General features: G+C 68.9%; 16 protein-coding genes. 12 read left to right on the top strand and 4 right to left on the bottom strand.

Annotated features, from left to right (window positions below; genetic code table 11):
- Window positions 1-243: 243 nt before the first annotated feature.
- The 6 genes from PLE19_19990 (at window position 244) to PLE19_19965 (ending at window position 5,146) form a co-directional block, all read left to right on the top strand.
- On the top strand, window positions 244-1,356 hold the full coding sequence (locus PLE19_19990; GenBank protein HPD17225.1) for an RnfABCDGE type electron transport complex subunit D: 1,113 nt from the start codon (window positions 244-246) through the stop codon (window positions 1,354-1,356).
- On the top strand, window positions 1,353-2,030 hold the full coding sequence (locus tag PLE19_19985) for an FMN-binding protein (GenBank protein ID HPD17224.1): 678 nt from the start codon (window positions 1,353-1,355) through the stop codon (window positions 2,028-2,030). The genes PLE19_19990 and PLE19_19985 overlap by 4 nt, the downstream gene beginning before the upstream one ends.
- 129 nt (window positions 2,031-2,159) lie before the next feature.
- Entirely contained in the window at window positions 2,160-2,804 is a 645-nt protein-coding gene (locus PLE19_19980) for an Rnf-Nqr domain containing protein (protein HPD17223.1), read from the top strand.
- The gene (locus PLE19_19975) at window positions 2,801-3,397 is read left to right on the top strand and encodes an Rnf-Nqr domain containing protein (protein HPD17222.1); all 597 of its coding nucleotides are present in this window, start codon (window positions 2,801-2,803) and stop codon (window positions 3,395-3,397) included. The genes PLE19_19980 and PLE19_19975 overlap by 4 nt, the downstream gene beginning before the upstream one ends.
- Before the next feature lie 79 nt (window positions 3,398-3,476).
- The gene (locus PLE19_19970; GenBank protein ID HPD17221.1) at window positions 3,477-4,586 is read left to right on the top strand and encodes a 2Fe-2S iron-sulfur cluster binding domain-containing protein; all 1,110 of its coding nucleotides are present in this window, start codon (window positions 3,477-3,479) and stop codon (window positions 4,584-4,586) included.
- Window positions 4,587-4,681: 95 nt separating this feature from the next.
- Entirely contained in the window at window positions 4,682-5,146 is a 465-nt protein-coding gene (locus PLE19_19965; protein ID HPD17220.1) for a hypothetical protein, read from the top strand.
- Between the two features lie 97 nt (window positions 5,147-5,243).
- Here PLE19_19965 and PLE19_19960 read toward each other — a convergent pair whose 3' ends face one another.
- Both PLE19_19960 and PLE19_19955 read right to left on the bottom strand, forming a co-directional pair.
- Window positions 5,244-6,155 carry a cysteine synthase family protein gene (locus tag PLE19_19960; protein HPD17219.1) on the bottom strand — a complete coding sequence of 304 codons (912 nt, stop codon included), beginning with the start codon at window positions 6,153-6,155 and terminating at the stop codon, window positions 5,244-5,246.
- Window positions 6,156-6,170: 15 nt separating this feature from the next.
- Window positions 6,171-10,313: an SUMF1/EgtB/PvdO family nonheme iron enzyme gene (locus PLE19_19955; GenBank protein ID HPD17218.1), complete on the bottom strand. Its 4,143-nt coding sequence runs from the start codon at window positions 10,311-10,313 to the stop codon at window positions 6,171-6,173.
- 160 nt (window positions 10,314-10,473) lie between these two features.
- Between PLE19_19955 and PLE19_19950 the strand changes: the two genes are divergently transcribed.
- The 3 genes from PLE19_19950 to PLE19_19940 all read left to right on the top strand — a co-directional run bounded on the left by PLE19_19950 (window position 10,474) and on the right by PLE19_19940 (window position 17,026).
- Window positions 10,474-13,293, top strand: coding sequence for a PQQ-binding-like beta-propeller repeat protein (locus PLE19_19950; GenBank protein ID HPD17217.1), 2,820 nt, complete (start codon window positions 10,474-10,476; stop codon window positions 13,291-13,293).
- A 109-nt stretch (window positions 13,294-13,402) separates the two neighbouring features.
- Complete coding sequence (locus PLE19_19945) at window positions 13,403-16,102, top strand: PEP/pyruvate-binding domain-containing protein (GenBank protein HPD17216.1); 2,700 nt, start codon at window positions 13,403-13,405, stop codon at window positions 16,100-16,102.
- A 105-nt stretch (window positions 16,103-16,207) separates the two neighbouring features.
- Window positions 16,208-17,026: a hypothetical protein gene (locus PLE19_19940; protein ID HPD17215.1), complete on the top strand. Its 819-nt coding sequence runs from the start codon at window positions 16,208-16,210 to the stop codon at window positions 17,024-17,026.
- Between the two features lie 187 nt (window positions 17,027-17,213).
- On the opposite strand, the gene PLE19_19935 is transcribed toward PLE19_19940, so the two are convergent.
- The gene (locus PLE19_19935; protein ID HPD17214.1) at window positions 17,214-19,721 is read right to left on the bottom strand and encodes a hypothetical protein; all 2,508 of its coding nucleotides are present in this window, start codon (window positions 19,719-19,721) and stop codon (window positions 17,214-17,216) included.
- A gap of 106 nt (window positions 19,722-19,827) precedes the next feature.
- Between PLE19_19935 and PLE19_19930 the strand changes: the two genes are divergently transcribed.
- On the top strand, window positions 19,828-22,380 hold the full coding sequence (locus tag PLE19_19930; protein HPD17213.1) for an alpha-L-rhamnosidase N-terminal domain-containing protein: 2,553 nt from the start codon (window positions 19,828-19,830) through the stop codon (window positions 22,378-22,380).
- Window positions 22,381-22,391: 11 nt separating this feature from the next.
- Window positions 22,392-23,210 carry a hypothetical protein gene (locus tag PLE19_19925; protein ID HPD17212.1) on the top strand — a complete coding sequence of 273 codons (819 nt, stop codon included), beginning with the start codon at window positions 22,392-22,394 and terminating at the stop codon, window positions 23,208-23,210.
- A gap of 191 nt (window positions 23,211-23,401) precedes the next feature.
- Here the strand turns inward: PLE19_19925 and PLE19_19920 are convergent, their stop codons facing one another.
- Window positions 23,402-25,255, bottom strand: coding sequence for a heparinase II/III family protein (locus PLE19_19920; protein ID HPD17211.1), 1,854 nt, complete (start codon window positions 25,253-25,255; stop codon window positions 23,402-23,404).
- A 154-nt stretch (window positions 25,256-25,409) separates the two neighbouring features.
- On the opposite strand from PLE19_19920, the gene PLE19_19915 reads away from it, so the two are divergent.
- Window positions 25,410-26,210, top strand: a complete 801-nt coding sequence (locus PLE19_19915; GenBank protein HPD17210.1) for a sugar phosphate isomerase/epimerase family protein — start codon at window positions 25,410-25,412, stop codon at window positions 26,208-26,210.
- Window positions 26,211-26,488: the final 278 nt, after the last annotated feature.

Below are 26,488 nucleotides of genomic sequence, written 5' to 3'. Positions count from 1 at the left end.
TTGCGGCTACGGTCCCTGTGGGCGGGGGCTCTGTCCCCCGCGAGGAGGCGGCAGGCCGCGGGGCGCGGAGGCCCCGCCCACAGCATGAGAGCCCCCCTCTCCCGAACGTTCCAACACGTTCGGGAGGGTAAGGCGAGGCGCAGGCAGGGCCTGGATGCCGCCCCGGCGAAGGGGACCAGGGCTGGGGCCATGCTCTCGAACGCCCTCCCCCTCTGGACAGAGCGCGAGGAATGTGTATAGTACATGGCTATGAGTGAGCAGAAGGCCGGTGCTCTGCCGGGCTCGCGGAAGCCGGCGGCCGGGAAGCCGCAGAAGCGATTCCTCAAGCAGCCGCAGATGTTGCGGATGCTCTACGCGCTCGCGCCCCTGGCGATCGCGGGCATCTACCTCTTCGGCTGGCGCGTGCTGGCCCTGCTGGCCGTGTGCACGGCGGCGGGGCTGGCGACCGAGTGGCTGATGGCCGCGCGGCGCGGCGCGCCGCTCACGACGGCCAACTTCGTGACCATCGCGCTCTACACGCTCTCGCTGCCGCCCACGATGCCGTTCTGGATGGCCGCCGTGGGCATCGTGGTGGGCGTGCTGTTCGGCAAGGAGGTGTTCGGCGGCTTCGGGCGGAACTTCGCCAACCCGGCCATTGTCGGGCGGGCGTTCGTCTACGTCGCATTCCCCATTGCCATGACGGGCAGCTTCGTGCCGGCCTTCCGCGGCTGGCCGGGCGGCTTCGGCCACTGGGCGTTCCACACGCTCGCCCAGGCGCCCCAGTGGCTGGGGGCCGCGGCGAAGACCGGGCTCGACGCGGTGACGGCGGCCACGCCGGTCATCGCGCTGCGCGACTTCGGCTACGAGCCGCCGTTGCTCGATCTCGTGCTGGGCTCGATCGGCGGCACGTTCCCGGCGGGCGCGGCCGAGAAGGTGCTGGCGGCCGGCAGCATCGGCGAGGTGTGCGAGCCGCTGATCCTCCTCGCCGGCCTCTACCTGCTGGTGACGAAGACGGCCAACTGGCGGCTCATGCTCAGCCCGATTCTCGCCGCCTCGGCCATGGTCGCGCTGCTCCACCACGTGCTCGGGGTGTCGCGCGTGCCGTCGCTGCCCTTCTCGCTGTTCTCGGCCTCGCTGCTCTACGGCTGCGTGTTCATGGTCACCGAGCCGGTGTCGGCGCCGCGCCGGCCGGGGGCCATGTGGCTCTATGGCCTCTTCATCGGCGTGGCGATCATCCTGTTCCGCTGGCTCGGCCAGTTCCCGGGGTCGGTCTCGTTCTCCATTCTCCTGGGCAACACGGTGGGGCCGTCGCTCGACATGGCCGTCGCGGCCTGGCGCGACCGCAAGAAGCCGAAGAAGAGCGAGGCCGTGGCATGAAGCTCAACGTGAACAGCCCGCTCTACGTCCTCGGCTTCACGACGGCCATCTCGGTGGTGCTCACGGCGGCGATCACCTCGCTCCAGGTGGCCACCGCGGCCAAGGTGCGCCAGAACGAGGCGCTCCGCGAGGAGAGGGCGCTGGTGAGCGTGTTCGGCCTCGGCGACGTGGCGGCGATGAGTCCCGCCGAGATCGCGGCCGTCGCGCGGCAGCGGGTGGAGCGCGGGACGGCGGTCCGCGACCCCGAGACGGGGCGGGCGTTCGACGTGTTTCGCGTGCGGGCCGCGCCCGGGGGGAGCGTGGAGGCGAGAGCCTTTCGCTTCGCGGGCACAGGCTTCTGGGCGCGGATCACGGGCCTCGTGGCCCTCACGCCCGACCTCCGCCGGGTCACGGGCCTCGTGTTCCTCGACCAGGCCGAAACCCCCGGCCTCGGCGGCCGCATCATGGAGAAGGAGTTCCAGGACCAGTTCAAGGGCCTGAACGTCGCGCCGCCGGCCGCGGGGGCCAAGTTCCTCTACGTCGGCGGCGGCGCGCCGGCGGGCCCGAGCGACCCGCGCGCCGGCCGCTACGTGGATGCGATCACGGGCGCGACGCAGACGTCGCTCGCCGTGGGCCGCTTCCTGGACGAGAATCTGCGGCAGTTCCATCGGGCGATGGCGCGCGCACGGGAATGAAGAGAAACGAGGATGGGTGGAGGAATGGATGACGGGATGAATGCAAGAGCGGCCTGGCCTGTTCTTCCTCCATCATTCATTCATCCACCCATCCATTCATCCTCGTGACGATCGAGAGGCAGCCCTTCAATGGCTTCGACGGTTGCACAGGCGAAGAAGGCGTTCGTGACGGAGCTGTGGGACGACAACCCCATCTTCCGCCAGGTGCTGGGGATCTGCTCGTCGCTGGCCGTCACCAACCTGATGTTCAACACGCTCCTGATGTGCCTCGGCCTCGTGTGGGCCACGGCCATGACGAGCCTGACCGTCAGCGCGCTGCGCCGCTACACGCCCCAGCGCGTCCGCATGATCGTCCAGGTGCTGCTGGCGGCGGTCTACGTGATCGTGGTGGACATTGTGTTCCGCGCGCAGTTCCCCGACATTCACCGGGTCATCGGGCCCTACGTGGGGCTGATCATCACCAACTGCATCATCATGGGCCGGGCCGAGGCGTTCGCGTCCAAGAACCCCGTGCTGCCGTCGCTGCTCGACGGCATCGGGGCGGGCCTGGGCTACTCGGGCATCCTGATGACGGTGGCGCTCCTCCGCGAGGTGCTCGGCTTCGGCAGCGTGTTCGGCGTGGCGCTGCCGGGCCGCGCCGTGTGGTGGCAGTCGTGGACGATCATGGTGATGCCGCCGGGCGCATTCTTCGTGCTGGCCCTGATGGTGTGGGCAGCGCGCGCGCACGCTCTGCGCCTCGACGCCGCCCGCAAGGCCAAGGAGGCGAAGAAGTGACCGAACACTCCGCCGCGCACCTCCTCACCATCCTGGTCTCCGCCGCGCTGACCGACAACATCCTCCTCACGCGCTTCCTGGGCATGTGCTCGTTCCTCGCCATCAGCCGCCAGATGAAGGCCTCGGTGGGCCTGGGCCTCGCCGTCACCTTCGTCACCACGCTCACCTGCGGCATCAACGCGGCGCTCTACGTGGGGGTGCTCAAGCCCTACGGCCTCGAGAGCCTCCAGCTCATCCTCTTCATCGTCGTCATCGCCGCCTTCGTGCAGTTCCTCGAAATGCTCATCGAGCGGGTGAGCCTGGGCCTCTACTACGCCCTCGGCATCTTCCTGCCCCTGATCACCGTGAACTGCGCAGTGCTGGGCGCGGCCCTGTTCATGACCAACCGCAACTACGGCGTGGCCGAGGGGCTGGTGTTCGGCTTCGGCTCGGGCTTCGGCTGGATGCTCGCCATCGTGCTTATGGCCGGCATCCGCGAGCGGCTCAAGAACGCGCAAATCCCCGCCGCCCTCGAAGGGCCGGGCATCACGCTCATCATCGCGGGCATCATCGCCCTGGGCTTCGTGGGCTTCAGCGGCATGGTGCAGCCGTAGCCGAGAGTCGGAAGTCGAAAGTCGAAAGTCAAAAGTCGAAAGTCGAAAGTCCAAGAGTCCAAAGTCGAAGGTCGCGGATATGGGCGGAGCCTGGTTTGTCCTCATCTCCACCGGCGTTGTGGCGGCCACGTGCCTCGTTTCGGCGGTGATCCTGCTCATCGCCGAGCGGTATCTGGCGAACTACGGCCCGTGCACGATAGACATCAACCAGGGGGCCAGGAAGCTCGAGGTCCAGGGCGGCAAGCCGCTGCTGGCCACGCTGATGCAGCAGCAGATCTTCATCCCCTCGGCCTGCGGCGGGCGCGGCACATGCGCCTACTGCAAGGTGACGATCACCGACGGCGCGCCGCCCGTGGCGCCCACCGAACTCACGCTGCTCACGCCCGAGGAGCTCAAGCACAGCGTCCGCATCAGTTGCCAGGTGAAGGTGCGCAACGACCTCGCCATCCGCATCCCCGAGCACCTCTTCCTCGTCAAGCAGTTCACCGGCGTCGTCGAGCGGATCCGGGACCTGACGCATGACATCAAGGAGCTGCGCATCCGCCTCGTCGAGCCGGCCGCCATCGAGTTCAGGCCCGGCCAGTACGTGCAGCTCGAGGCGCCCGCCTACGGCGACAACCCCGAGCCCGTCTACCGCGCCTACAGCATCTCCAGCCCCCCGAGCGACCAGGGGCACATCGAGCTGATCATCCGCCGCGTGCCCAACGGCATCTGCACCACCTGGGTCTTCACGAGGCTCAAGGAGGGCGACGAGGTGCGGCTCAACGGCCCCTACGGCGAGTTCCGCCTCACCGACAGCGACGCCGAGATGGTGTGGATCGCCGGCGGCTCGGGCATGGCGCCCTTCTGGAGCATGGCCCGCCACATGCGCGAGCACGGCATCCAGCGCCCCTGCACCTACTTCTTCGGCGCCGTGGCGCAGCGCGACCTGTTCCTCACCGACGAGTTCCGCGACCTCGAGAAGGCGCTGCCCCGCTTCCGCTTCGTGCCCGCCCTCTCGGGCGCCGAGAACGACGGCTGGTCGGGCGAGAAGGGGCTGATCACTCAGGTGGTCGAGCGCCACCTGAAGGACGGCGCGGGCAAGGAGGGCTACCTGTGCGGCTCGAGCGGCATGATTGACGCCTCCGTCAAAGTGCTCAAGGCCAAAGGAATCCCCGAAGACCGCATCTTCTACGACAAGTTCACGTGATCCGTGAGGCGTGCTGCGTGAGAAACCGGGACGGTCGTCCCCTGTGCCCTGGTCTTCTCACGGATCACGCATCACGTGTCAGGGGTGAGCCCACAATGAAACACGACCCCAGGCTCCAGCGCGTCCTCGACCGGATGAAATCCGGCGTCCTCTCGCGCGACGGCTTCCTCGGCCCCGACCCCCGGCCGCTGGAGGAGGTGCTCGACGCCGACCGCTCGGCCGTCGCGGCCCTGGGCCTCACGCGCGAGGAGGTCGGGGCGCGTCTGCACGAGGTCTTCGACAAGGCCCGCGCCGGCCTCGGCACACCCGTGCACCTCGGCGACCGGCTCGTCGCCATCCACCGCGAGGCCATGGGCCGCATCCCGTGCCCCTGGGGCGGCTGCGGCCTGTTTCCCAAGGGCGAAGTGGAACTCACCGACACGGCCACGGGCGAGACCCTGCTCCTCTCGGCCCTCGGCATTCACCTGGCCGGCGCGCACGGCTTCTACGGCGGCCGCGGCAGCCGCTACCGGCTGGAGCCGGCCGCACTCGAACGCCTGCTGCGGCTTGCGGGAGGATGAATGGAGGAAGGGATGGTGGGAGGAATGGATGGCTGTCAGAATCTCTTGCCTGCCGCCCATCCACCCATCCAGACATCCCTTCATCCAATGGCTCTGCTCACGGCGGGCACTTGGCGCAGATTGAGCGGAAGAGCGTGGTGCTGAGGTAGCGGTCGCCCCGGTCGGGCAGGATCGCCACGATGGTGCCCGACTTCATTGTCTTGGCCAGGTTGAGCGCCGCCGCCACGGCCGCGCCGCTGGACATTCCTGCGAAGATGCCCTCTCGCGTGGCCAGCAGGCGCGTGGTCTCATAGGCCTCGCCGTCGTCCACCGACACCACCTCGTGCAGCATTCCGGCGTCGTAGATCTTCGGGCGGATGGCCTCGTTCATGTTCTTGAGGCCCTGGATGCAATGGCCCTCGGGCGGCTCGACGCCCACGACGCGGGCCGACGGCTTCTTCTCGCGCAGGAACTGGCTGATGCCCATCAGCGTGCCCGTGGTGCCCATGCCCGCGACCACCACGTCCACCTCGCCGCGCGTCTGCTCGAGGATTTCGGGGCCGGTGGTCTCGTAGTGGGCGCGGATGTTCCACGGGTTGTCGAACTGGTTGGGCATGTAGTAGCGGCCGGGGTCCTCGGCGAGCAGGCGGTGGGCGAGGCGGATGGCGCCGTCGGTGCGCTCGCGGGCGCACGTGAGCACCACCTCGGCCCCGAAGGCCTGGAGCACGTGCTGGCGTTCGGTGCTCACGCACTCGGGCATGCACAGCTTCACGCGATAGCCCTTGGCGGCCCCGATCATCGCCAGCGCGATCCCCGTGTTGCCCGAGGTCGGCTCGAGGATCGTCTTGTCGCGCGTCAGCTCGCCCGACTCCTCGGCAGCCTTGATCATGAAGTAGGCAGGCCGGTCCTTCACCGAGCCGCCGGGGTTGTTGCCCTCGAGCTTCGCCAGGATGCGCACGTTCGGGCGCTTGCCGTTCAGATTCGTCAGTTCCACCAGCGGCGTGTGGCCGATGGCCCTCATGACGCTCACAGGGGCGAACTCCTCTCATCGCTTCGCCTGCCGGGGCGCGTCGGCGCAGACGACGCGGAAGCCGACGTCGTAGACGCGCTGCCAGGCGGGATAGCTCAGGCGGTAAGCCGAGCGGGCCTGCTGGGGCCGGCAGTACCACGAGCCGCCGCGCACAGCGAAACGGGTGGCGGCCGACGCGGCGTCGGACGGGGCGGACACGTCGGATTTGTCCGACTTGTCTGGCGGGCAGGGCCGGTAGGCCGAACTCGTCCACTCCCACACATTGCCCGCCATGTCGTGCAGGCCCCAGGGGTTGGGCTCGAAGGCGCCCACGGGGGCCGAAACCCTGAAGCCGTCCTTCACGCTCTCGATGGCAGGGCGCCAGGGCGGCACCGCGCCCGAGGGCAGGCCCCAGCCAAACGTGTCCACGAATCGCAGCGTGTGGTCGGCCAGGTTGGCGAGCTTGGCGAAATCGGTCTCGACGCTGCCGTAGTAGAGCGGGGTGGAGGTGCCGGCGCGGCAGGCCCACTCCCACTGCGCCTCGGTGGGCAGGGCGAAGGCCAGACCCGTCCTGTCGCTCAGCCACTTGCAGAAGGCCGTGGCCTGGTGCCAGTTCACGCGGCACACGGGCTGGCGCGGGCCGTTGGTGGGATAGCCGCGTTCCTGGACGCTGAACTGGAGGAAGTCGCCCGTCTCGAGGCGGCTGTCGTGGCGGGGGTCGAAGAGGGCGAATTGCTCGTTGGTGGTTTCGAACTTCGCCATCCAGAAGGGCTTGTCAATCCTCACGCGGGTGACGGGCCGCTCGTCGGCGGCTCCGGCGGCGTCGCCCATGAGGAACTCGCCGGCCGGGATACGCACGAGGTCGAGCTTGATGCCCTCGCCGAGCTCGAGCGACTGCTCGACGGGGCCGAGGGCGGCCTGGCGCTTCTTCGCTTCCGCGGCATCGAAGGGCCAGCCCTCTGCCGTAACCTCCCGCGGGCCTTGGGACCCGCGGGAGGTCGGGGGGGACGCGGTACGCGGGACAAAGGTATCGGGCGGCTTGTAGGTGACGTCGTAGATGGCCTCCGGGTCCTCGTCGAGGCCGGCGTAGAGCGCGTCCATGGCGCGGCGGCGGTCGCGCTGGTCCTGCACGCGGTTCATGCCGATGATCTCGTGCCACGTGCCGTGGTAGGGCGTGTTGAGGTCAATCCAGGTGATCAGGCGGTCCCAGGCCTCGGCGTCGAGGGCGACGCCGTAGTGGCCCTTCTTGAGCTTCTGCACCAGGTAGGTGGTGTCGGCGTGGAACTCGGCGGGGTTCAGCAGGTGGATGTCGCTCTCGATGGTGTGGCCGCGCACGAAGCTGCGGAGCGCGAGGTACGAGGCGCTGAACTTCGTGCCGCCGTTGTAGCCCTTGTCGCGGGCCTGGGGGTGGACCTCTTCCTTCGCGGCGTAGTTGGGGATGGTCTGGCCGTTGGCGAGGGGCGGGTTCGAGCCGTCGTGGCAGCCGGTGCAGTGGTAGTCGAGGACGGGCTGGACCTCGCGCTTGAAGGAGAAGCCTCGGGTGGGGCCGTACCAGGGCGTGATATCGGCCGGCGGCTTCACAAAGGCCTGGGCGTGGCGGTTGGGCGGCGAACTGTTCTGCGTCTCGTGGCAGCCCACGCACGAGAGGGTCTCGCCCGGCATGGCCACCATCCAGCTTCGCATGAGCTGAAGGGCCTTGCCCTCGCCGTCGAGCGGCTGCACCGAGACAGGCACGTTGGCCGGCAGGCGGAAGTAGGCCGAGCCGTCGGGTTCCACGGGCACGGTGCCGATGATGCGCTTGACGTCCCACGGGCCGTCGAGGCCCACGCGGTTCACCTGCCCGCCCATGCCGTGGTAGGCGAACTGGTAGGTGAAGAGGCGGAGCTTCTTGACGGTTCCACGCGGAACGTCTTTCAGCCCGCCGCCGGCGTACACGTCGCTCATGTAGACCACGGCATCCTTGCGTTTGAGGTCCACCTTGTCGGGGATGATGGGCGGTTTGGGCCGCTTCGCCAGGGGGATCGGCTCGAGGAGCGCGTAGAACGGCTCCTCCTTGAGGAGCAGGAGGTTGTCGAAGACGTCCACGAGATAGATGCCCCAGCGCGAGCCGCCGTTCGGCTGGCAGGCGGTGAGGATGTACTTGTCGCTCAGGGGCCAGGGGTGGAGGAACTTGGGCCAGGAGCCGCCGACCAGGCCGTCGAGGATCTTCGGCTCGACCGGCTTGCCGCGGCCTGGGATGCGCTGCACCACGCCGTCGGCCTCACGGCGGCCCTGGGCCACGTCGAACAGCACCAGCTCGCCCATGCGCGGCGAATCGTGGTGGCCGCCCACGATGCCCACGAAGCGCGTCGGGTGGTTCGGGCACGGGCGGGCGTAGAAGTTGGCGTTCGGCCAATACGAGTTGCTCCCATAAAACTCCATCTGCTCGGTGCCGTCGGGGTTCATGTGAAACAGGATGCGCGAGACGTAGTGCGGGATGTCCGAATACTCCCAGCGCAGATAGAGCACGCGGCCGTTGTTCAGCACGGTGGGGCACCAGTCGTGGTCCTGTTCGAATGTCAGGCGGCGAATCGCGCCGTAACCTCCCGCAGGTTGCGGAACCTGCGTCTCGCCTGAACCTCCCGCAGGCTGCGGAACCTGCGGGAGGTTGGGGTCGAAGAGGTAGATGTTGGAGACGTGGGAGGAGCCGGTGACGCACGGCACGCCGGTGAAGCAGGCGGTGGAGGTGAAAAGAATGCGGCCGTCGGGCAGGTAGCAGGCATCGTAGTTATCCACGTCGGGCTGCGTGATGAGCGGCAGCTCCCGCAACCCCGTGCCGTCGGCGTTGATCTCGCTGATCTGCCACCGCCCGTTCTTGCCGGGCATCGAGAAGAGCAACCTGTCGGCGTCCCAATGCAGGTCCACATCGCCCACGAAGCGCCCGCCCTCGGGCCGGAACAGCGTCGAGAGCTTGCCCTCGTTCGGAGTCCCGCCTTCAGGCGGTCTCCCGGACCGGTCCAGGGTGAGGACTGCGATCTCATCGTCGTACCCCGTGTGCGGCAGGCTCGAGTTGCTCTCCCAGTTCTGCACGAGGCCGAGTCGGGGCGACTTCTCGCCCCGCTTGACGAGCAGGATGCGGTCGAAGTCGAGCAGCGGGTTGGCCAGCAACGCCTCGCGCTGAAGCGACAGGAAATCGCGGTCGAGCTTCTCCCGCGTCTCCTTCGGGGTCTTGGCGTCGGCGGCTTTGAGCGCCGCCTCGAGGTCGCCGAGGCGCTTGAGGAATTGGGGGCCCTTGGGGTAGCGCTCGCCGAACGTGGCGATGAGGTCGTTGATCGCCAGTTCGAGCGATTCGACGGCCTTCTCCGAGATGCCCGCGGCCACGTATGCCTGCGCGGGCGGCGGGGCGGCGGGCTTCGGCAGCGGCTTCACGACCACCTTCTCCCACGACTTCGGCGTGGCAAGGTACGCAAGGATATTGGCGGTCAGGCGCTCGAGGTTGGCGCGGTGCGGGTTCTGTGCGTGGGCGTAGTGCGGCAGCCGCCAGCCCATCACGATGATGCGGCCCTTGCCCAGCTCGTACTCGGCGAACGGGTTTTCCGAGCCGCCCGGCGAGCGGGCCAGGAGCATGCCCCGCGATGGCCCGCCCGCGCCGTGGAAGTCCGAGAAGGCGGGATAGCCCTTGTCGCTCAGCGGCACGGGGCCGTCGGGCAGGCCGCGGAACACCGGGTGGCGCGTCTCCACGGCGATGAACCCGGCGGGGTTGCTGTCGTTCCCTGGCCCGCCCAGGCGCGGGTTGATCGGCTCGATGCGCAGCCAGTGGACCATGTTCAGCGCCGCGCCCGAGAGGTAGAGCCCGCCGCCGTCCTCCACGAATCTGCGCAACGCGTCAAGCGTCTTCGGGTCGTAGACGGGCGGCTCTTGCTCCACGCCATCGCCCTGGTGCAGCCACAGCACGGCGAAGCGGCTGAGGGGCAGGTCCTGCCCTTTGTCGTCGGTGAACTTGCCGGGCGCGGCAACAACCACCAGAGCGGCCTTGTGCTCCTTCGCCGCCAGCGCCCAGGCGGCCTGGCCCTCCGCGCCCAGCTTGGCCGCTGGCTGCGGCGCGAGTAAGCCGATGGCCCCTTCCCCCGCCGCAACAAGGGCGGGCAAGCCGGCCAGGGCGACCAGGACGCCAAGACGCCGTCGCAGCGCGTTCCTCATTCCGTTCCTCTGCCCCCGAAATGCCTTGTTCTCTCCGCCTCTGCCTGCCCTCTATCTTACGCGCCGCGCTCCGCGGGTCAAGGCGCGGCGGGCCATTTGATTCCCGTGGGCGCCTTTCATATGATCGTTCGCGTCGCAGGGAGGCAGGTGCGGGGTCGCCATGGCGAAGGCGCGTCTCAGCCTGATTCATCTCTTCCTCGCCGGCGTGTGGCTGGCGGCGCTGAGCCGCCCGGCCGAGGCCGTGGTCCCCGTGCTCGTGGGGCCGCTTCAGGCCCTCCTGGCCATCCTGCCCTCGCTGCTCATCGCCCTCGGCGGCATGCTGCTGGCCTTCTTCCGGCCCTCTTTCTACAAGAAACTGGCGATCTTCCTCTGGAACCAGAAGGTCTTCAGCCTCTGCCTTCTTGCCGTGGCCGCGGGATTGGTGTTTCTGTCGCGCGTCGGCTGGGGCACGAGCGGGCCGGCGGCCTCCGAGATGCGCGCGGGGAGCGACTGGCCCGTCTTCCGCGGCGGGCCTGAGCGCCGCGGCGCCGTGCTCGATGCCCCTGAGCCCACCCTGCCCGAAACGATCTGGAGCTTCAAGTCCGACGCCAAGTGCATCTACGCCTCGCCCGCCATCGTCGGCAACCGCCTCTACGTCACCACCGCCGAGAAAGGCGTCTTCACCGACCGCGGCGCCATCCTGTGCCTGGATGCCGAGACGGGCGGCGAGGTGTGGCGCTACTCGCCCCGCGACTTCCGCGCCACCTTCTCCTCCCCCTCCGTAGTTGTGGGCGGGACGTCTCCGTCCCGCGTATCGCGGCGTGGGGACACGCCGCCCACAGGCGATGGCTACGTAGTCGTCGGCGAGGGGCTGCACTACACCACCGACGCTCGCATCAACTGCCTCGATCTCAAGGGCAACCTCGTTTGGGAGCTGCGAACCAAGAGCCACGTGGAATCCGCCCCCTGCATCTACAACGGGCGGGTCTACATCGGCGCGGGCGACGATGGCTACTACTGCATTGACCTGGCGCCCGGTCCCGACGGCAAGCCGAACGTCGTCTGGCACCTGGATGGGAAGAAGTATCCCGACTGCGAGACGGCGCACCTGGTGGCCGACGGCATGGTCTTCCTGGGGCTTGGGATGGGCGGCAACGCCATCCTCGGTCTCGACGCCGAGACGGGCAAGGAGCTTTGGCGACTCGAGGCGCCCTATCCCGTCTTTGCCCCGCCCGCGCTCGCCGACGGCAAGCTCTACGTGGGGATGGGCAACGGCAACTACGTGGAGACCGCCGAACAGGTGCGCGACAACGTGCTGAAGAAGATGCGCGACGCCGGCAAGTCCGCCGCCGAGCTGACCGAGGCCGAGAAACGCCTCGGCCCCGCGGGCGAGGTCTGGTGCATCGAGCCGAAGACGGGCAAGGTGCTCTGGAAGTTCCCCACGCCCCAGGTCATCCTCGGCGCCATTGTTGTGGGCGGGGGCAGTGGAACTGTGGGCGGGACGTCCCCGTCCCGCGACACTGTGGGCGGGACCTCTGCGTCCCGCGAATCGCGGGGCACGGAGGCCCCGCCCACAATGAGTGACCGCATCTACTTTGGCGCGCGCGACGGGCAGTTCTACTGCCTCTCCACCGCGGGCAAGCTCATCAAGAGCTGGCACGCCCACGAGCCAATCCTCGCCTCGCCCGCCGTCGGCGGCGAGTTCGCCTACGTCGTCACCAACTCCGGCCGCCTCCACTGCCTGAAGGCCGACACGCTGGAGCCTGTGTGGGACACGAGCCTGGGCCAGGGGGCGAACTTCATCAGCTCGCCCACCCTCGCCCTCGGCCACATCTACGTCGGCACGGAGCAGGACGGGTTGAAGTGCATCGGGCGCCGCGGCGAAAAGCTCCCGCCCCTCTGGACGGGCATGGAGCGCGGGGGCAGCGACGGCTCGTCCCTCCCCGAGCGCGGCCAGCTCCTCTGGCGTTACCCCAAGGAGACCAACGACAAGTTCGCCGTCACCGCCCCCATCGTCCCCTGGGGGGACGGCCTGGCCGTCCCCTGCACCCTCGATGGCAAGGCCATGCTCCTCAAACTCAAGCTCGGCCGAGGAATTGAGGACGAGCAGCGGGTAGTCATGAAAACGGAATACGACAAGCCCGTCAGCGTCACCTCCACCGCGTCGCTCGGAGAGATGGCCGCCATCGTGTTTGGCAATCGCTATCTCGCGCGTAACCGTACCTACTATGACCACAGAGGGAAGTCGTTGCATTTCTACCCACTCCGCAATACCTCTGGTGGGTGCGCGCTGGACCGCAGGCACGCTTACGTGTGGTGCGATGCCCTGGTTCTCGCCTGCCTCTCGCTCACAGGGTCGTCGGACCCGCCGCGTAACACCCCCGCCCCTCAAGACGACAGAGATGGTCGCCTCCCATCGGTCTGGTATGCGGAGGTCGGCCCGGGCGGGCTGCCCCCGGCGCCGGGGGAGGGGATTCTGACCGTGGCGACGAACACGGAGTTGCTGGCGCTCGACGACAGCACGGGGACGGTGCTCTGGCGTGTGCCGCTGAAGGAAACGCCGCTCTTCGGCCCCGTGCGGCTGCCCAAGGGCATCGTGCTGGCCACGCCAAAGGGCATCGCAGTCCACAAGATCGTGGACGGCTCGGTGGCCTGGACAGTGGATTGCGGTCCGCTCGCGGCGCCGCTGAACGCCGATGCCGACCGCATCGCGGCCATCACGAAGGCGGGCGAACTGCTCGTCCTGGCCTCAAGCGACGGCAAGCAACTCGCCAAGGTGTCCGACGTGGCCGGCCGCGTGCCGCCGCTGCTCCTGGGCGACAAGGTGCTGTTCGTGAACAAGGACCTCACGCTGCTGCGCGAGGGCGAGGACGTGCCCGTCCAGTGGGCACGCACCGCCTGGCTCGGCAACGTGGTCACACCCCTCGTGCTCCTCGATGGCTGCGTCTACTTTGCCACCGAGACGAAGGGGGTGGTGTGCGTGGGGGCGCTGAAGCGATGAGTAATGACGTGATGCGTGATGCGTGATACGTGAGAAGAGAAGAGAGCGGCCAACTCTTGCTTTCCTCTCACGTATTACGCATCACGTATCACGAATGACGGAGAAGGCCGTGAGCCAGTGGATATACTTCTTTGGCGCCGGAAGCTCTGAGGGTGATCCAGAGCGCAAGGCCATCCTCGGCGGCAAGGGGGCGAGCCTGGCCGCGATGAGCCGGGCCGGCCTGCCCGTGCCGCCAGGGTTCACGCTCTCGGCCGAGTGCTGCCCCATCGTGGAAGCCACGGGCGCCTGGCCCGCCGGCCTCAAGGAACAGGTCCGCGCCGCGATGGCACGCCTTGAGGAGATGATGGGCAGAACCTTCGGCCGCGGGCCGAAGCCCCTCCTCGTCGCCGTCCGCTCGGGAGCGGCGGTATCCATGCCGGGGATGATGGACACGATTCTCAACGTGGGGCTGAACCCGTCGCTTGAAGGGTGCGTGCGGGATTTCTGGCGCGAGTATGCCGACCACATCCGCATGTTCGCCCGCTCGGTGGCAGGGCTGACCCTCAACCTCCCGCGGGCTGCGAACCCGCGGGAGGTTACAGAGGAGGAGGCGGCCCGGCAGCTCCTCCGCGAGTACGAGCAGCAGGCAGGCAAGCCGTTCCCCACCGATCCCTTCGATGCGCTGGACCAGGCGATCAACGCGGTGTTCGCCTCGTGGAACAGCGAGCGGGCCGTGACCTATCGCAAACACCACGACATCCGCGGCGTCGCGGGCACCGCCGTGAACGTCCAGGCCATGTTCCCGTCCGAGCGCGCGGGCGTGCTCTTCACAGCGAACCCGAACGCCTTCAAGGCGGGGGAGATGGTGCTCGAGGCCTCGTGGGGCCTCGGCGAGGCGGTGGTCAGCGGCTCCGTGACGCCCGACATCTACATCATTGACGCGGCGAGCCTGGCGACAAAGCGCGAGGTGCCCGGCCACCGCCCGGGGAACGAGCCGGCCCTCACGCCCGCCCAGGTGCGCGAGATCGCAGAGGTAGGCAAAGCGGTCGAGAAGTACTTCGGCCACCCCTGCGACATCGAGTGGGGCATCGCCGAGGGCAAGGTGGCGCTCCTCCAGAGCCGCGCCATCCGCGGCCTCGACATTCTCGAAGACATGGAGGAATGCCGCCAGGAGGAGATCGAGCGCCTCCGCGAGCTGGCCGCCGGCGAGCGCCGCGTGTGGGTCGCCCACAACCTGGCCGAGACCCTCGCCGCCCCCACGCCGCTGACGTGGGACATCATTCGCCACTTCATGAGCGGCGACGGCGGCTTCGGGCTGATGTACCGCGACTTCGGCTACCAGCCCTCGGCCGAGGTCCGCGCGGACGGCTTTCTCGAGCTCATCTGCGGCCGGATCTACGTGGACCCCCGCCGCGCCGCGGGGCTCTTCTGGGACGGCATGCCGCTGGAGTACGACGCCGAGGCTGTGGCCGGCGACCCGGGCCTGCTCGAGCAGGCGCCGAAGAAGCTGAACATGCAGAAGGCCGAGCCGACCTTTTTCCTCCGCCTGCCCAAGCTCGTGTGGGCGATGATTCGCTCGGCCCGCCTCACGCGAAAGGCCAGGGCAGCCGCCCTCGACGCCTTCGAGAATCAGGCCGTGCCCCGCCTGCGCCGCTACCTCGACGAGGCGAAGGGCCTCGACCTCACGAAGCTGCCCACTGCCGAGTTGCTCGCCGAGCTTCGCCGCCGCATCGCGTTCGTGCTCGACGACTTCGGCAAGGAGTCGCTCAAGCCAGGCTTCTTCGGCGGCATGGCCCAGGCGGGCCTCCTCGGCCTCCTCACGCAACTGATGGGGCCGGAGCGCGGCGGCGACCTCGCGCGCCAGCTCACCACCGGCCTCGACCACGACACGACCGTCGAGCAGAACGTGCTGCTCTATCGCGTCGCTCAGGGCCGGGCCACGATGGCCGAGTTCCTCGACCGCTTCGGCCACCGGGCCGTCAACGAGATGGAGCTGGCCCAGCCCCGCTGGCGCGAGGACAGCGACTACCTCGAGCGGATGAAGCAGAGCTACACCCGCCCCGGCGTCGAGCCGCCCGAGGAACGCCACGCCAGGCAGGCCGCTGCCCGCCGCAAGGCGGAGGAGGAACTGCCCGCCCGCCTCGCCGAATGGGGCGGGGCGTCGCTCTACGAACGCCTTCTGCCCGATCTCCGCGATGCCCAGGCCCTTCTGCCCTACCGCGAGACGGGCAAACACTACCTGATGATGGGCTACGAGACCATTCGCGCCGCTCTCGTCGAGCTTTCGCGTCGCTGGGACCTGGGCCGTGACCTCTACTTCCTCCACCTCGATGAGCTCGATTCCTTCGAGTCGCGCCGCGCCGAGCTCGCCGAGGCCATCGCCCAGCGCAAGCTCCGCTGGAAGTCGGCCCAGAAGCTCGCTCTCTCGTTCGTCGTGGACTCCGAGCGGCTCGACAGCCTGGGGCATCCGCAGGTTCAGGCGGGCGGGGCGAGGCTGGAGGGCTGCCCCCTCGCCTCGGGCGCCGCCAAGGGCGTGGCCCGCGTGGTCTTCGACCCCCAGACCGCCGGCGACCTCGGCACAGGCTATATCCTCGTTTGCCCCTCGACTGATCCTGGCTGGACGCCGCTCTTTGTCCACGCCCGCGGCCTGGTGGTCGAGCGCGGCGGTGTCCTCTCTCACGGCGCGATTGTCGCGCGCGACTTCGGCATCCCCGCCGTCGTCCTTGAAAGCGCCACGCAGCTCATCCCCGATGGCGCCACCATTGAGGTGGATGGCGGCACCGGGGACATTGCCTTGCTGGAGGCACAGGCCGACAGCAAGCGAGGATGAATGGATGGGTGGATGGATGGATGAGTGAAAGAGGGATGGGTGGCTGAGTCTCTCATCCACTCATCCAATCATCCATCGATCCTCCTCAAGCGAAGTGAAAGCCCTATGGAAGTCCTCGCCGCCATCACGAACCTCATCGTCGCCGTGATGGATTACCCCCTCGGCTGGCTCCTGGCCCTGCCGCGCGACGTGGCCATTGTGCTCCTCGCCATCGGCACGTCGCTGCTGCTCACGCTGGTGCGCAGGTGGACGACGAACCAGGACCAGCTCCGCCGCTCGAAGGGCGACCTGCGCCGCCTCAAGCAGCTTCTCCGCGAGAGGAAGCGGGCGAAGGATAAGGCGGCGGTCGTGGCCACCCGCACGTCGCTGGGCATGGTCAACGCCATCCGTCTCAAGGCCGAGGGCAAGCCGCTCCTCGTCTCCCTCCTGCCCATCATCCTGCTGGCGGTGTGGGCCGTCGAACGCCTCGACTACTTCCCGCCCCGCGTGGGCGAGGATCTCATCGTCAAGGCTTACTACCCGCTCAGCTCCGTGGACCAGCTCACCCACCTCGTGCCGCCGGCAGGTGTCGAGATGCAGAGCCCTGCGGTGCAACTGGTGGAAGTGGACCCTCACGGCCAACAGAACGGGCTGGCGACCTGGGTGTTGCGGCCTATCGCCCCACTTGCGGCGGACCTGCTCATCCGCCACCAGGGCGAGACGGCAGTCCACCCCGTGCGCGTCGGCGGCCGGGTCTATGCTCCCCCCTTGTGCGCGGGCAGCGGCAATAGGATTCTCGCCACCGAGACCGTCCTGCGGCAGGCGAGGTTCCTGGGCATCGTGCCTGGCGTGCCCGCTCTCGCGCTGCCGCCCTGGCTCATCGCCTACCTGATCATCGTCATCCCGTTCGTCCCCATCCTCCGCCGTGTTCTTCGCGTGTATTGAGGCGGCGCGGGGTCGCCGCGGGTCCAGGGGCGCTTCGGGACGCTGTCTTGCCCACCTCTCTGCCACATGCGGGCTGCCCGCCAGCGCGAGGAGAGGGTGGCCTTGCCTGTCGTGTGCCTCGCGATGCTCTGCCGCCATAGCCGCTTGCCGCGCACGCCGGTGCGCCAGCCCGGGGATTCTTGATGCGTTACTTCAGCTCTAGCGCGAGGTGGTGCGTGCCGACCCCGCGCACGTCGAGGCAGGCATAGGTGGAGTTCTCGATGCGACGGATGGCGACGGACACTGCCCGCCCGTCCAGCGTCGCGGCTCCCGGGCGCAGGCCCTTCGGCAGCAAGAGGGCCAGCTCGAAATCGGCACCGTTGCCCGTGAACTCCAAGGTCAGGCGCTGGGTCCGCGGCGCGAACGAGTAGCGATAGCGCAGATAGCCGCCCGATGCCTCGTACTTGGCGCAGGCCGTGACCCGGCGCACCCCCGCCGCCTCCCAACGTGGCGCGAGCGTCACACGGTCGAAGGCGACCCCCGCGTCCCTGATCCCTGCCAGCCCTTCGACGAGGGCATAGACGACGGCCCCCGCGCCCCAGTTGTCGGGGATGCCATACGACACGTCGCTCGGCATGAAGAATACGGGCCTGTCACACAAGGTCATGGCCAGCACGCCCCAGAAGCTGCCGTTCTGCGAGGCCTCGAGCATGATCTCCGCGATCTCGGCCTCGGGACGCGGGTTGTCGAGACCGTAGGCGTAGACGCCGACATCTTTAAACCGTTCGTTGGCGCCGCGCCAGGCGACTTTGCAGACGGGCATCTGGTGATGGTCGTAGGGCGGGTCGCTCGGCATCCACCACGGGCCAACTTGCTTGTTGTGGTTGACGTACTGGACGCGCTCCTCGCCGTCCGCGTAGCGGAGGCGAATCGTGCCCACGAGATCGTGGCCCCGAGAGTCCGTGTGCAAGAAGTAGACCGAGGCGGCCTTGCGGCCGATGGGGATGAGGCGTTGGGCAGCATAGCCTTCCTGGGCCTTCAGGCCGATGGCCGCCCGCCGGCCGTTCGATGCAGGATCGATCACGTCGAACGGGATGCCGTGGAAGACCTGGCGGCCCGTCGGCATCTCGTGAAGGTCATTCTCCCCATCCCCCGTCCAACCCGGCACCCCGTTCGGAGTTCCGCCTTCAGGCGGTCTCAGTTCGCAGGAAGAGTCGCCCGAGGGCGGCACCCCCAACGAGCCGCCAACGAAATCCACATTCGCCAGCGCCCGCAGGTCGAGGGGCTGGAACTTGCGCTTCGGCGCCTTGGGCATGGCGCCGCGGAGGGTGCAGTGCAGGTAGCCGTTGTGAGCTCTTCCCCAGCCGGCCACGCGGCGCAGGATATCGGCGCCGTAGGTCTCGAAGCCGTGCTCGAACGCCCCGTGGGCCAGCTCGCCGGCCACAATGGTGGTCACGCCGCCGTTCATATAGTCCCACTTGGCATTGTGCGGGCCGAAGCCACGTTCAAATGGTGGGTAGATCTGGTAGAACTCGCCAGGGGACGTCTTCGGCATCTCGCGGCGGATGCGCTGATAGGTCTTGATGATCGCCACGCACTGCTCGTGGGTGATGCCGCGGTTGAGGTCGTAGGCGTTCGAGAGCGAGACCTGCGTCGCCTGGTCCACGCCGAGGTCGCGCACGACCCGCGGGTCCTCGGGCACGTGGTGGGTGTAGAAGCGACCGTTCCAGGCTAGCCTGTCGAGGCGCCGCTGGATGTCGGAGCCGAGTTGGCGGAAGCGCTTCGCCTCGGCCTTCCGCCCGACGCGCTCCAGCATCTCGGCCAGGTAGCGGCAGCCGACGGCGAAGCCCGTGTTGTCGCCGTGCATGATGCCGAAGCGGGTCACGCCCGGCTTCACCACCATCGTGTGGCCGGTGAGCGCCGTGTCCTCGTCGCTCTGGAAGTCCCACGTGTCAATCGTGAAGCCGCGCTTGAGGAGCTTGTGTTTGCGCGACCAGCGGTAGGGGCTGGTGACGCTGTAGCGGAGCGCGCGCACGGCGGCGTCGAGGCACGAGGCCATCCAGGCGTCGTCGCCTGTCGCCTTCCACGTGTAGTAGAGGCCCTCGACGAAGAGATACTCCACGTCGTTCTCGACGGGGATGCGCTTGAACTCCCACCAGCCTTCCTCGATCCGCCGCACGAAGCCACCGTAGTCGAACGCCCACTCCCACGTGTTGTAGTGCGGTGTGCGGGGGTGAATGTTGTCCCAGATCATCCCGTCGTCGCGTTGCGAATCGCGGTAGAGTTCGATGGCCGTCTTCAGCTCGGGGGCGAAGTACTTCATCCCTTTCATCGTGTGCACGTGATCGCGGAGCCAGCAGACGAAGTAGCGGTAGAGCTTCCCGCGCCATCGCACGCAGCTATTCCCCTCGCCCCACTTGCTCATCGTCCATTGGAGCATCCCGAGGAGCTCTTTGAACTCCCCGCCGGCGTCCTCGATCTCCGTCTGGCAATCCACGCGAAACGTCGCGGTCTCGATGAGGCGGCCGTTGGCGTCCTCCAGCGCCACCACATGATTCCCCAGCGCCCCTGCGGCCTGGAAGGCTGTCGCCTTCCCCGCCTTCCGCCGCACGTACTCGCGCCCCAACCCGTCGCGGACCGAGAGGGCGCCTGGCGAGGATGCTCGGATTGTCACATAGTCCAGCGGCTTGACACATCCCGGTGCAGCCTCGATCATGGTATACTCCAAGTGCGTCGGTATCCCGTCCCGAAGGCTCGAATGCCTTCGGGAGGGTAGCATGGACCAGGCTCCCGCGCAACTCAGCAGTCCCAGGAGACCGGCCTTGAGTCTCGACCTCCACCCGGCGAAGTGGATCTGGCTGCCTTCGCAGCGCACGCTGGCCAACTCGTTCGTGCTGTTTCGCAAGGATCTCGATCTGCCTGCTCGGCCCACTCGGGCGAGTGGGTGGATCGTCGCCGACAGTCGCTACCGCCTCACCGTGAACGGCGAGCGCGTGCAGTGGGGGCCGGCCCCCGCCGACCCGCGCTGGCCCGAGGCCGACCCGCTCGACCTGGCGGCGCGGCTGCGGCCGGGCTATAACGTGCTCGGCGTCGAGGTGCTCTTCTACGGCCACGGCGAAGGCACCTGGCCGATGGGCAAGCCCGGGCTGCTGCTCCGCCTCGACCTGGAGTTCGCCGACGGTACGATGGAGCAGGTGGTGAGCGACGACTCGTGGCTCTGCCTTCTCGACCGCGCGCACCGCCCCGGCCAGTTCCGCCGCTGGTTCCTGCGGGCGCTCCAGGAGGAGTTCGATGCTCGGTTCCATCCGCAGGGCTGGGACACGCTGGAGTTCAAGCCCGATGCCGCGTGGCGTCCCGCGATGGTGCTGGCGGGCCGGGCCGACAAGCCCTCGATGTGCACAGGCTACGACGATTACCTGGGCGGAAGCGGGATTCCTCCCTCAGCACAGGCCGCGCTTCGGGAACGGCAGATTCCGATGATGCGGGAGGCCGAGGTGCCCGCCGCCCGTCTCGCCGATTCGGGCATCATCCTCTGGAAGCGCGACCCGGATGACTGGTTCGAGTTCCGCATGCCCGACGCTTTCGAGGCCGTGCCGCAGCCGCTGGCGGTGGAGATTGGGGAATCCGCGGCGCGTGGACACGCGGCCCACAATGGGGGCAGAGGGGGCGTCTGGCACCTGCCGGCCACGCCGCCGAACACGGGGGTCTACGCGACATTCGAGTTCGCCGAGCAAGTCGTCGGCTGGCCGCACTTCACCATCGAGGCGCCCGCGGGCACCATCGTGGAGGTGATGCCCCAGGAGGCCCACGACCCCGCGAAGACGCCCTGGCTCGACACGCATTTCTACGCCTGGTCGCGCTTCATCTGCCGTGAGGGGCTCAACCGCTTCGAGACGTTTGACTTCGAGTCGCTCCGCTGGCTTCAGCTTCACATCCGCATCCCGGCGCCCCAGGCAGCGTGCCACCGGGAGGAGCCGCCGCCCAACGACGGCGGCGTGGTGGTCCGCGAGGTCGGCGTGCGGCGCCGCGGGTTCCCGTGGCCGAACGAGCCGAGAGTTCGCTGCGCCGAGCCGGCCCTTCAGCGCCTCCTCGACGCGAGCATCAACACGCTGCACAACTGCGCCCAGGAGACGTGCGTGGACGGCATGGGCCGCGAGCGCCAGCAGTACAGCGGCGACGTGGGGCATCAGCTACACGCCCTCCGCTATGCCTTCGGCGAGACACGCCTGCCCGCCCGCTTCCTCGCCACGTTCAGCCAGGGGTTGACGCTCGACGGCTATTTCCTCGACTGCTGGCCCGCCTACGACCGGCTCGCCCGCGTGATGCAGCGGCAGGTCGGGGCAACCCCCTGGGGGCCGCTCCTCGACCACGGCGTGGGCTTCGCCTTCGACTGCTGGAACCACTACTGGGAGACGGGCGACCTCGAGGCCGTCCGCGAGCCGTATCCCCGCCTCCTCCGCTTCGCCGACTACCTGCGGGGCCTCGTGCGCCACGAGGATGGCCTGCTGCCCGTCGAGGGTCTCGGCGTGCCCGCCGTGTGGATCGATCACGACGCCTATCGCGCCCAGCGGCACAAGCAGTGCGCGTTCAATCTTTACGCCGCGGCCATGCTCCAGCACGCCCTCGCCCCCCTCGCCCGCGCCTTCGGCGACGGGCGCCCGGCGCGACACCTCACGACCTTCGGCAAGCGCCTCCAGGCCGCGGCCGTGCGGAAGTTCTGGAGCCCGGACCTTGGTCTCTTCATCGCCAACCTGCCGTGGCGGAACGACGACGGCGGCCTGCGCCTGTGCGACCGTTCGCTGGCCACGGCGATCCTCTTCGATCAGTGCCCCGGCGGCGAGACGGCGTCGGCGCTCCGCACCCTGGCCGATTGCCCGCCCGAGATGGGACTCTCGTACCCCGCCAACGCCGGCTGGCGCCTCTGGGCGCTGGCCAGGGGCGGACGCATTGACGCCGTGCTCCGCGACCTGCGCGAGCGCTGGGCGCCGATGCGCTCGGTCGTCGAGAACAACACGCTTCAGGAATGCTGGAGGGCCGAGCCCGACAGCGGCGACCAGTGGAGCCATTGCCCCGTGGCGCCGCTCTATGTGGCGTTCATGAGCGTCGCGGGCATCCGTCCGGCGGCGCCCGGCTTCGCCCGTTGCGAGATCCGCCCGCAGCTCGGCGACCTGGCGAGCCTGGAACTGGCCGCCCACACGCCGCGCGGCCCCATCGGTTTCGCGGCCGCCGCGCGCGAGGGCGGCCACGAACTCACGCTCGTGATCCCCAACGGGGTCAAGGCCGTGCTCATCGCCCCCGGCCCTCAAGACAGTGCGCGGCGAACCACGCTGCCGCCGGGCGAGAGCCGGCACCTGTTGCGAACACCGAGCTCGTGAGGGGACGCGGCGTGGCTTGGCAACGCATCGGCCCCGGGATCGCGGTTTCGCGGCCGCTCGGCGAGCTGCGGGCGGCCTTCGCGCGCACGGACCTCTTCGCGCTGGACCTCGATGAGTGCATCTTCCCGCGCATCTCGCAGGAGACTCTGGGCCGCCGCATCGCGCGGCGGCTGCTCCGCAGGCCCGCCCGCGCTTCCGACCGCCGGCTGTTCGCGCGGCTGCTCGTTGGCGGCGCCTACCGCGCGCTCACCAAGGCCAAGCGTCTCGCCGGCGGCCTCACGCCCGCCGCGCGGCTGATCGCGTGGTACGAGTGGACGATGCGCGGCGTGCCCGAGCACTACTTCGTCGAGGCGGCTGGCACGCTCCCACGCCAGTCGCACGCTCTTGCCGCCGAGTGCATCGCGCTGATGGCGGAACACGCGCCGACGGGCCTCGCCACCCTGGGCCTCGACGTGGTGGCGCGAGCCTATCTCGAGCAGGTCCCCGGCTTGACCTTCTTCGAGGCGAACACCCTGGTGTTCGAGCCCGGGCCGCGCGGCGAGCGTGTCTTCGCCGGCTACGATCCCGCACGCCTGCTGGCCAACGGCGCGGCCAAACGCCAGTCCATCGAGCGCCGTCTGACTGACACGGGCGCCGGCGTGCCCACGGCCGTGGGCCACAATGAGGACGACGTGCCCCTCGCCCGCCTCGCGCGCGAGCGCGGCGGACTGGCCATCGGCTTCAACCCCCCGCCCCGCCTCCACGACGCCTTCGACGCCGTGGTCACCGGCCCCGACTGGGAGCCCATGTACGCGCTGGTGGCGATTCTCGAAGGCGTGAAGAACGAATGATGGTGCGATGAAGGCGGGGGAGGAAGCCCTTCTTGACAAGAAGGGCTTCCTCCCCCGCGCCCCCTCCTGCCCAAGAACTTTCGCACTGGGCATGGCCATTCGCCGCGAAGCGCGCGAATGGCCATGCCCAATCTGAGAGTCCTTGAAGGGGGTGTGGGGGAAACTTCGTGCACGAAGTTTCCCCCACATTTTCATTTGCCCAGGGCCGAGCCTGGGGTTTCGTCAATCCATTGCTGGAGGGGGGTGACGGCGCGCTGGGGCGCGGGCGGCTGGCCGCGATAGGGCGTGAGGAGGATGGCAAGGCGGCCTTCGGTGAACTGCGGCAGGCGCACCATCAGGCGGGTGATGCCCGCGTTCTGCGCCTGGGGCGGCGGCGGGGCGGCGGAGGCGGTTTCGAACTTCGCCTCCTTCGGCTCGAGGATGGCCGCGCGCAGGCAGGCCTCGCCAATCTTCAGCGTGGCCGTCGCCCCATCGAGCGCGATCGTCGCGGGCGTGTGGAGCGTCCAGGCCAGCTCGGCGGGGGCCTTGAGCTGCACCTCGTCCTGCACGAGGACCTCCTTGCGGTCGAGGAGCGCCATGCCGCGCCGCCAGCGGGCGGCCTGCTTGCTCGCGCGCGAGAGGTCGGCGATGGCGAAGGCCCGCGCGGGCGTCGAGGCGAAGGCTACCAGGGGCGCGCTGGCCGCGGGGTCCTGGTTTTCGCCGTTGAAGGTGAGGGTGTTGTGGCCCTCGGTGCGCAGGCGGTAGTAGGTCCAGCGCTTGTTGCCGAAGTAGGCGGGCAGATTGTAGTCGTCGCCGCCGAGGTCCACCGCCCAGCGCTGGCCCAGGGCGTCGAGCACGAACACGCCGAGGTCGAGGTTCGAGTGGTTGGCCTTGTTGTCGCCGCCCTTGAAGCCCACGAAGATGGCCTCGCGGTCCTCCCAGGCGGAGCGCAGGAAGGCGACCTCGACGCCGCGGAAGGCGCGGTCGAGGGGCCAGTTCTCGGCCTTGGGCCCGGCCCCGCGCGGGTCGAACCAGAGGAGGTCGAGGGCGTCGGGGCGGCCCTCGCAGTTCCGCTCGTGCCAGGCGTAGCGCGGCTGGTCGAGGGTGCGGGCGAGCCAGAACATCTCGGCCGCGCGCCCCGTGCGGTCGCCGGCGTCGGCGTAGTTGAAGGTGCGGCCCACGGGGCCGGCGAAGTAGAGCCGGAAGTCGCCCGCCTTGCGGAAGCCGGGCATGGCCTCGAGGAGGCCCAGGTCGGTGCCGAGGGCCGTCTGGAGCGTGGCGAGGTAGTAGACGTTGTACCGCGTGGCGTAGTGCCAGTAGCCGGGGCCTTCGGCCCAGCCGCCGTCGGGCTCGTAGCTGCGCGTCGCGCGCGGAATCGAGGCGCGGGCGGCGTTGAGGATGTAGGCGGCCAGCTCCGGCTGCTCGTCAGCGATGGCCAGCGCGCCGATGGCGATGCCGCCGTTGCACACCTGGTTCCAGTTGTGGGTGGACTTCGCCCACCAGCCGTCGCCGTCGTAGACCTTCTTGGCGGGCAGCAGGCCCTTGTTCACGATGGCCTCGACCACGGTGCGGCGCTGCTCGGGCGACAGGCGACCGTAGAACCAGTCGTAGCCGATGGCGACGGCGTGGGTCATCTCGGCCGTGTCGAGGAAGTGCGAGGGGTGCCAGTCCTTGAACGCGCACACGTTGAGCAGCTCGGCGATGGCGCGGTCGGCGAAGGTCGCCTCGCCGTCGAGGCGGAAGAGCAGGCCGAGGGTGTAGAGGCGGTCCACCGCCGCGCGGCTCACGTGCAGGAGGCGCGGCCCGATGAGCTTGTACTCCAGCGGCGGGTCCTTCAGGTAGCGTTCGGCCTGCGCGCGGAGCGCGGCGTGGTACTCTTTCGCCAGCGCCTCCTTCGCGATCATCTCGCGCACGCGGGCCAGATCGGCCTCGAGCGCGAGGAGGCGCGGATGGCCCGGGCGCAGCGACTTCAGAATATCGGGGCTGGCCGGCGGCGCATCGCCGGCGAGCGCCGCGGCCACCGAGCCCAGGGCGCAGGCAGCGGCAAGAAGGAACTCGGCATTCATTCTCTGGTCTCCTGATGGTGCAGCCTCGGACCGTCTTTGGCTTTCTCCACTATGCCGCTCGCGCCCGCCCGCGTCAAGCGCGGGTGGCGCGGCGCCGCGGCATGTGTATAATGCCGCCCGGGGGTCTCGCATCACGGTTGTCAGGAGCGCTCCGATGCGGTTCAGCTTCATGACCTTCTCGTGCCCCGAACTCACCTGGCCCGAGGTGCTCGGGGTAGCGAAGCGCTTCGGCTACGACGGCGTGGAGCCGCGCGCCCAGGCCAAGCACGCCCACGGCATCGAGACCACGGCCACGCCCGCCCAGCGCGCCGAGCTCCGCAGGATGGCCGAAGACGCCGGCATCGCCGTGGCCTGCCTCGCCACGTCGTGCTCGTACACGGCGCCCACCGCGGGCGAGCTGAGCCGCATGATGGCCGACTCGCGCGCGCTCATCGCCCTCGCCCACGACCTCGGTGCGCCCACGATGCGCGTCTTCGGCGGCGTCATCCCCAAGGGCATGAGCCGCGACGAGGCGACGCACCAGGTGGCCGACTGCCTTTCGCAGCTCGCCGAGGAGGCCCGTGTCGCCGGAGTCGCCCTCTGCGTCGAGACCCACGACTCGTGGTGCGACGCGCGCGACCTCGCGCGCGTGCTCAGCCTGGTCGCCCACCCCAGCGTGCGTGCGAACTGGGACATCATGCACCCTGTGAACGCCGCGGGCATGACGATGGACGCGGCGTTTGCGGCCCTGCGGCCCTTCATCCGGCACGTGCACTTCCACGACGGCAAGCGCAATGACAAGGGCGGCCTGGACCTCTGCCCCATCGGGACCGGCATCATTGATCACCGCCGCGCCGTCCAGCTCCTCCAGAGCGTGGACTTCCAGGGCCACCTGAGCGGCGAGTGGATCGCCTGGGAGCCCTGGCAAACCCACCTGCCGCGCGAACTGGCCACGATGAAGAGCTATCTGGCGTGAGGTGAGTTGGGCCGAGGCGAGAGAGACCGCGGGGAGGGCGCTTCCATTCGTACGACAGTTCCTCCGTACCTCCTCAGCCGCAGTCTCCTGGACTGGCAAGTGCGGGAGGACCTAGAGGTGTTCCCCGGGCGGGAGGATGGTGGCGTGGTCGATCTCACCTCGGACATGGTGCCACATGGCGATTCGAAGGCGCCTGCCTCGGCCATACTCAAGGATGTCGTAGCGTATCCGTTCGGTCAAGTGCACCCCCCCTCGCCCCCGCAGTGCGGAGTGACGGC

The organism is Planctomycetota bacterium (assembly GCA_035384565.1).
Classification (GTDB): domain Bacteria; phylum Planctomycetota; class PUPC01; order DSUN01; family DSUN01; genus DAOOIT01.
Note: the sequence above shows the minus strand (reverse complement) of the source record. Positions and strands in the feature narration are given on the sequence as shown.

Excerpts from the sequence above, each read along its gene's own strand:
- PLE19_19990 (HPD17225.1), top strand. The coding sequence starts at position 244 with ATGGCTATGAGTGAGCAGAAGGCCGGTGCTCTGCCGGGCTCGCGGAAG.
- PLE19_19950 (HPD17217.1), top strand. The coding sequence starts at position 10,474 with ATGGCGAAGGCGCGTCTCAGCCTGATTCATCTCTTCCTCGCCGGCGTG.
- PLE19_19920 (HPD17211.1), bottom strand. The coding sequence starts at position 25,255 with ATGAATGCCGAGTTCCTTCTTGCCGCTGCCTGCGCCCTGGGCTCGGTG.
- PLE19_19915 (HPD17210.1), top strand. The coding sequence starts at position 25,410 with ATGCGGTTCAGCTTCATGACCTTCTCGTGCCCCGAACTCACCTGGCCC.
- PLE19_19980 (HPD17223.1), top strand. The coding sequence starts at position 2,160 with ATGGCTTCGACGGTTGCACAGGCGAAGAAGGCGTTCGTGACGGAGCTG.
- PLE19_19965 (HPD17220.1), top strand. The coding sequence starts at position 4,682 with ATGAAACACGACCCCAGGCTCCAGCGCGTCCTCGACCGGATGAAATCC.
- PLE19_19940 (HPD17215.1), top strand. The coding sequence starts at position 16,208 with ATGGAAGTCCTCGCCGCCATCACGAACCTCATCGTCGCCGTGATGGAT.
- PLE19_19935 (HPD17214.1), bottom strand. The coding sequence starts at position 19,721 with ATGATCGAGGCTGCACCGGGATGTGTCAAGCCGCTGGACTATGTGACA.
- PLE19_19970 (HPD17221.1), top strand. The coding sequence starts at position 3,477 with ATGGGCGGAGCCTGGTTTGTCCTCATCTCCACCGGCGTTGTGGCGGCC.
- PLE19_19985 (HPD17224.1), top strand. The coding sequence starts at position 1,353 with ATGAAGCTCAACGTGAACAGCCCGCTCTACGTCCTCGGCTTCACGACG.
- PLE19_19955 (HPD17218.1), bottom strand. The coding sequence starts at position 10,313 with ATGAGGAACGCGCTGCGACGGCGTCTTGGCGTCCTGGTCGCCCTGGCC.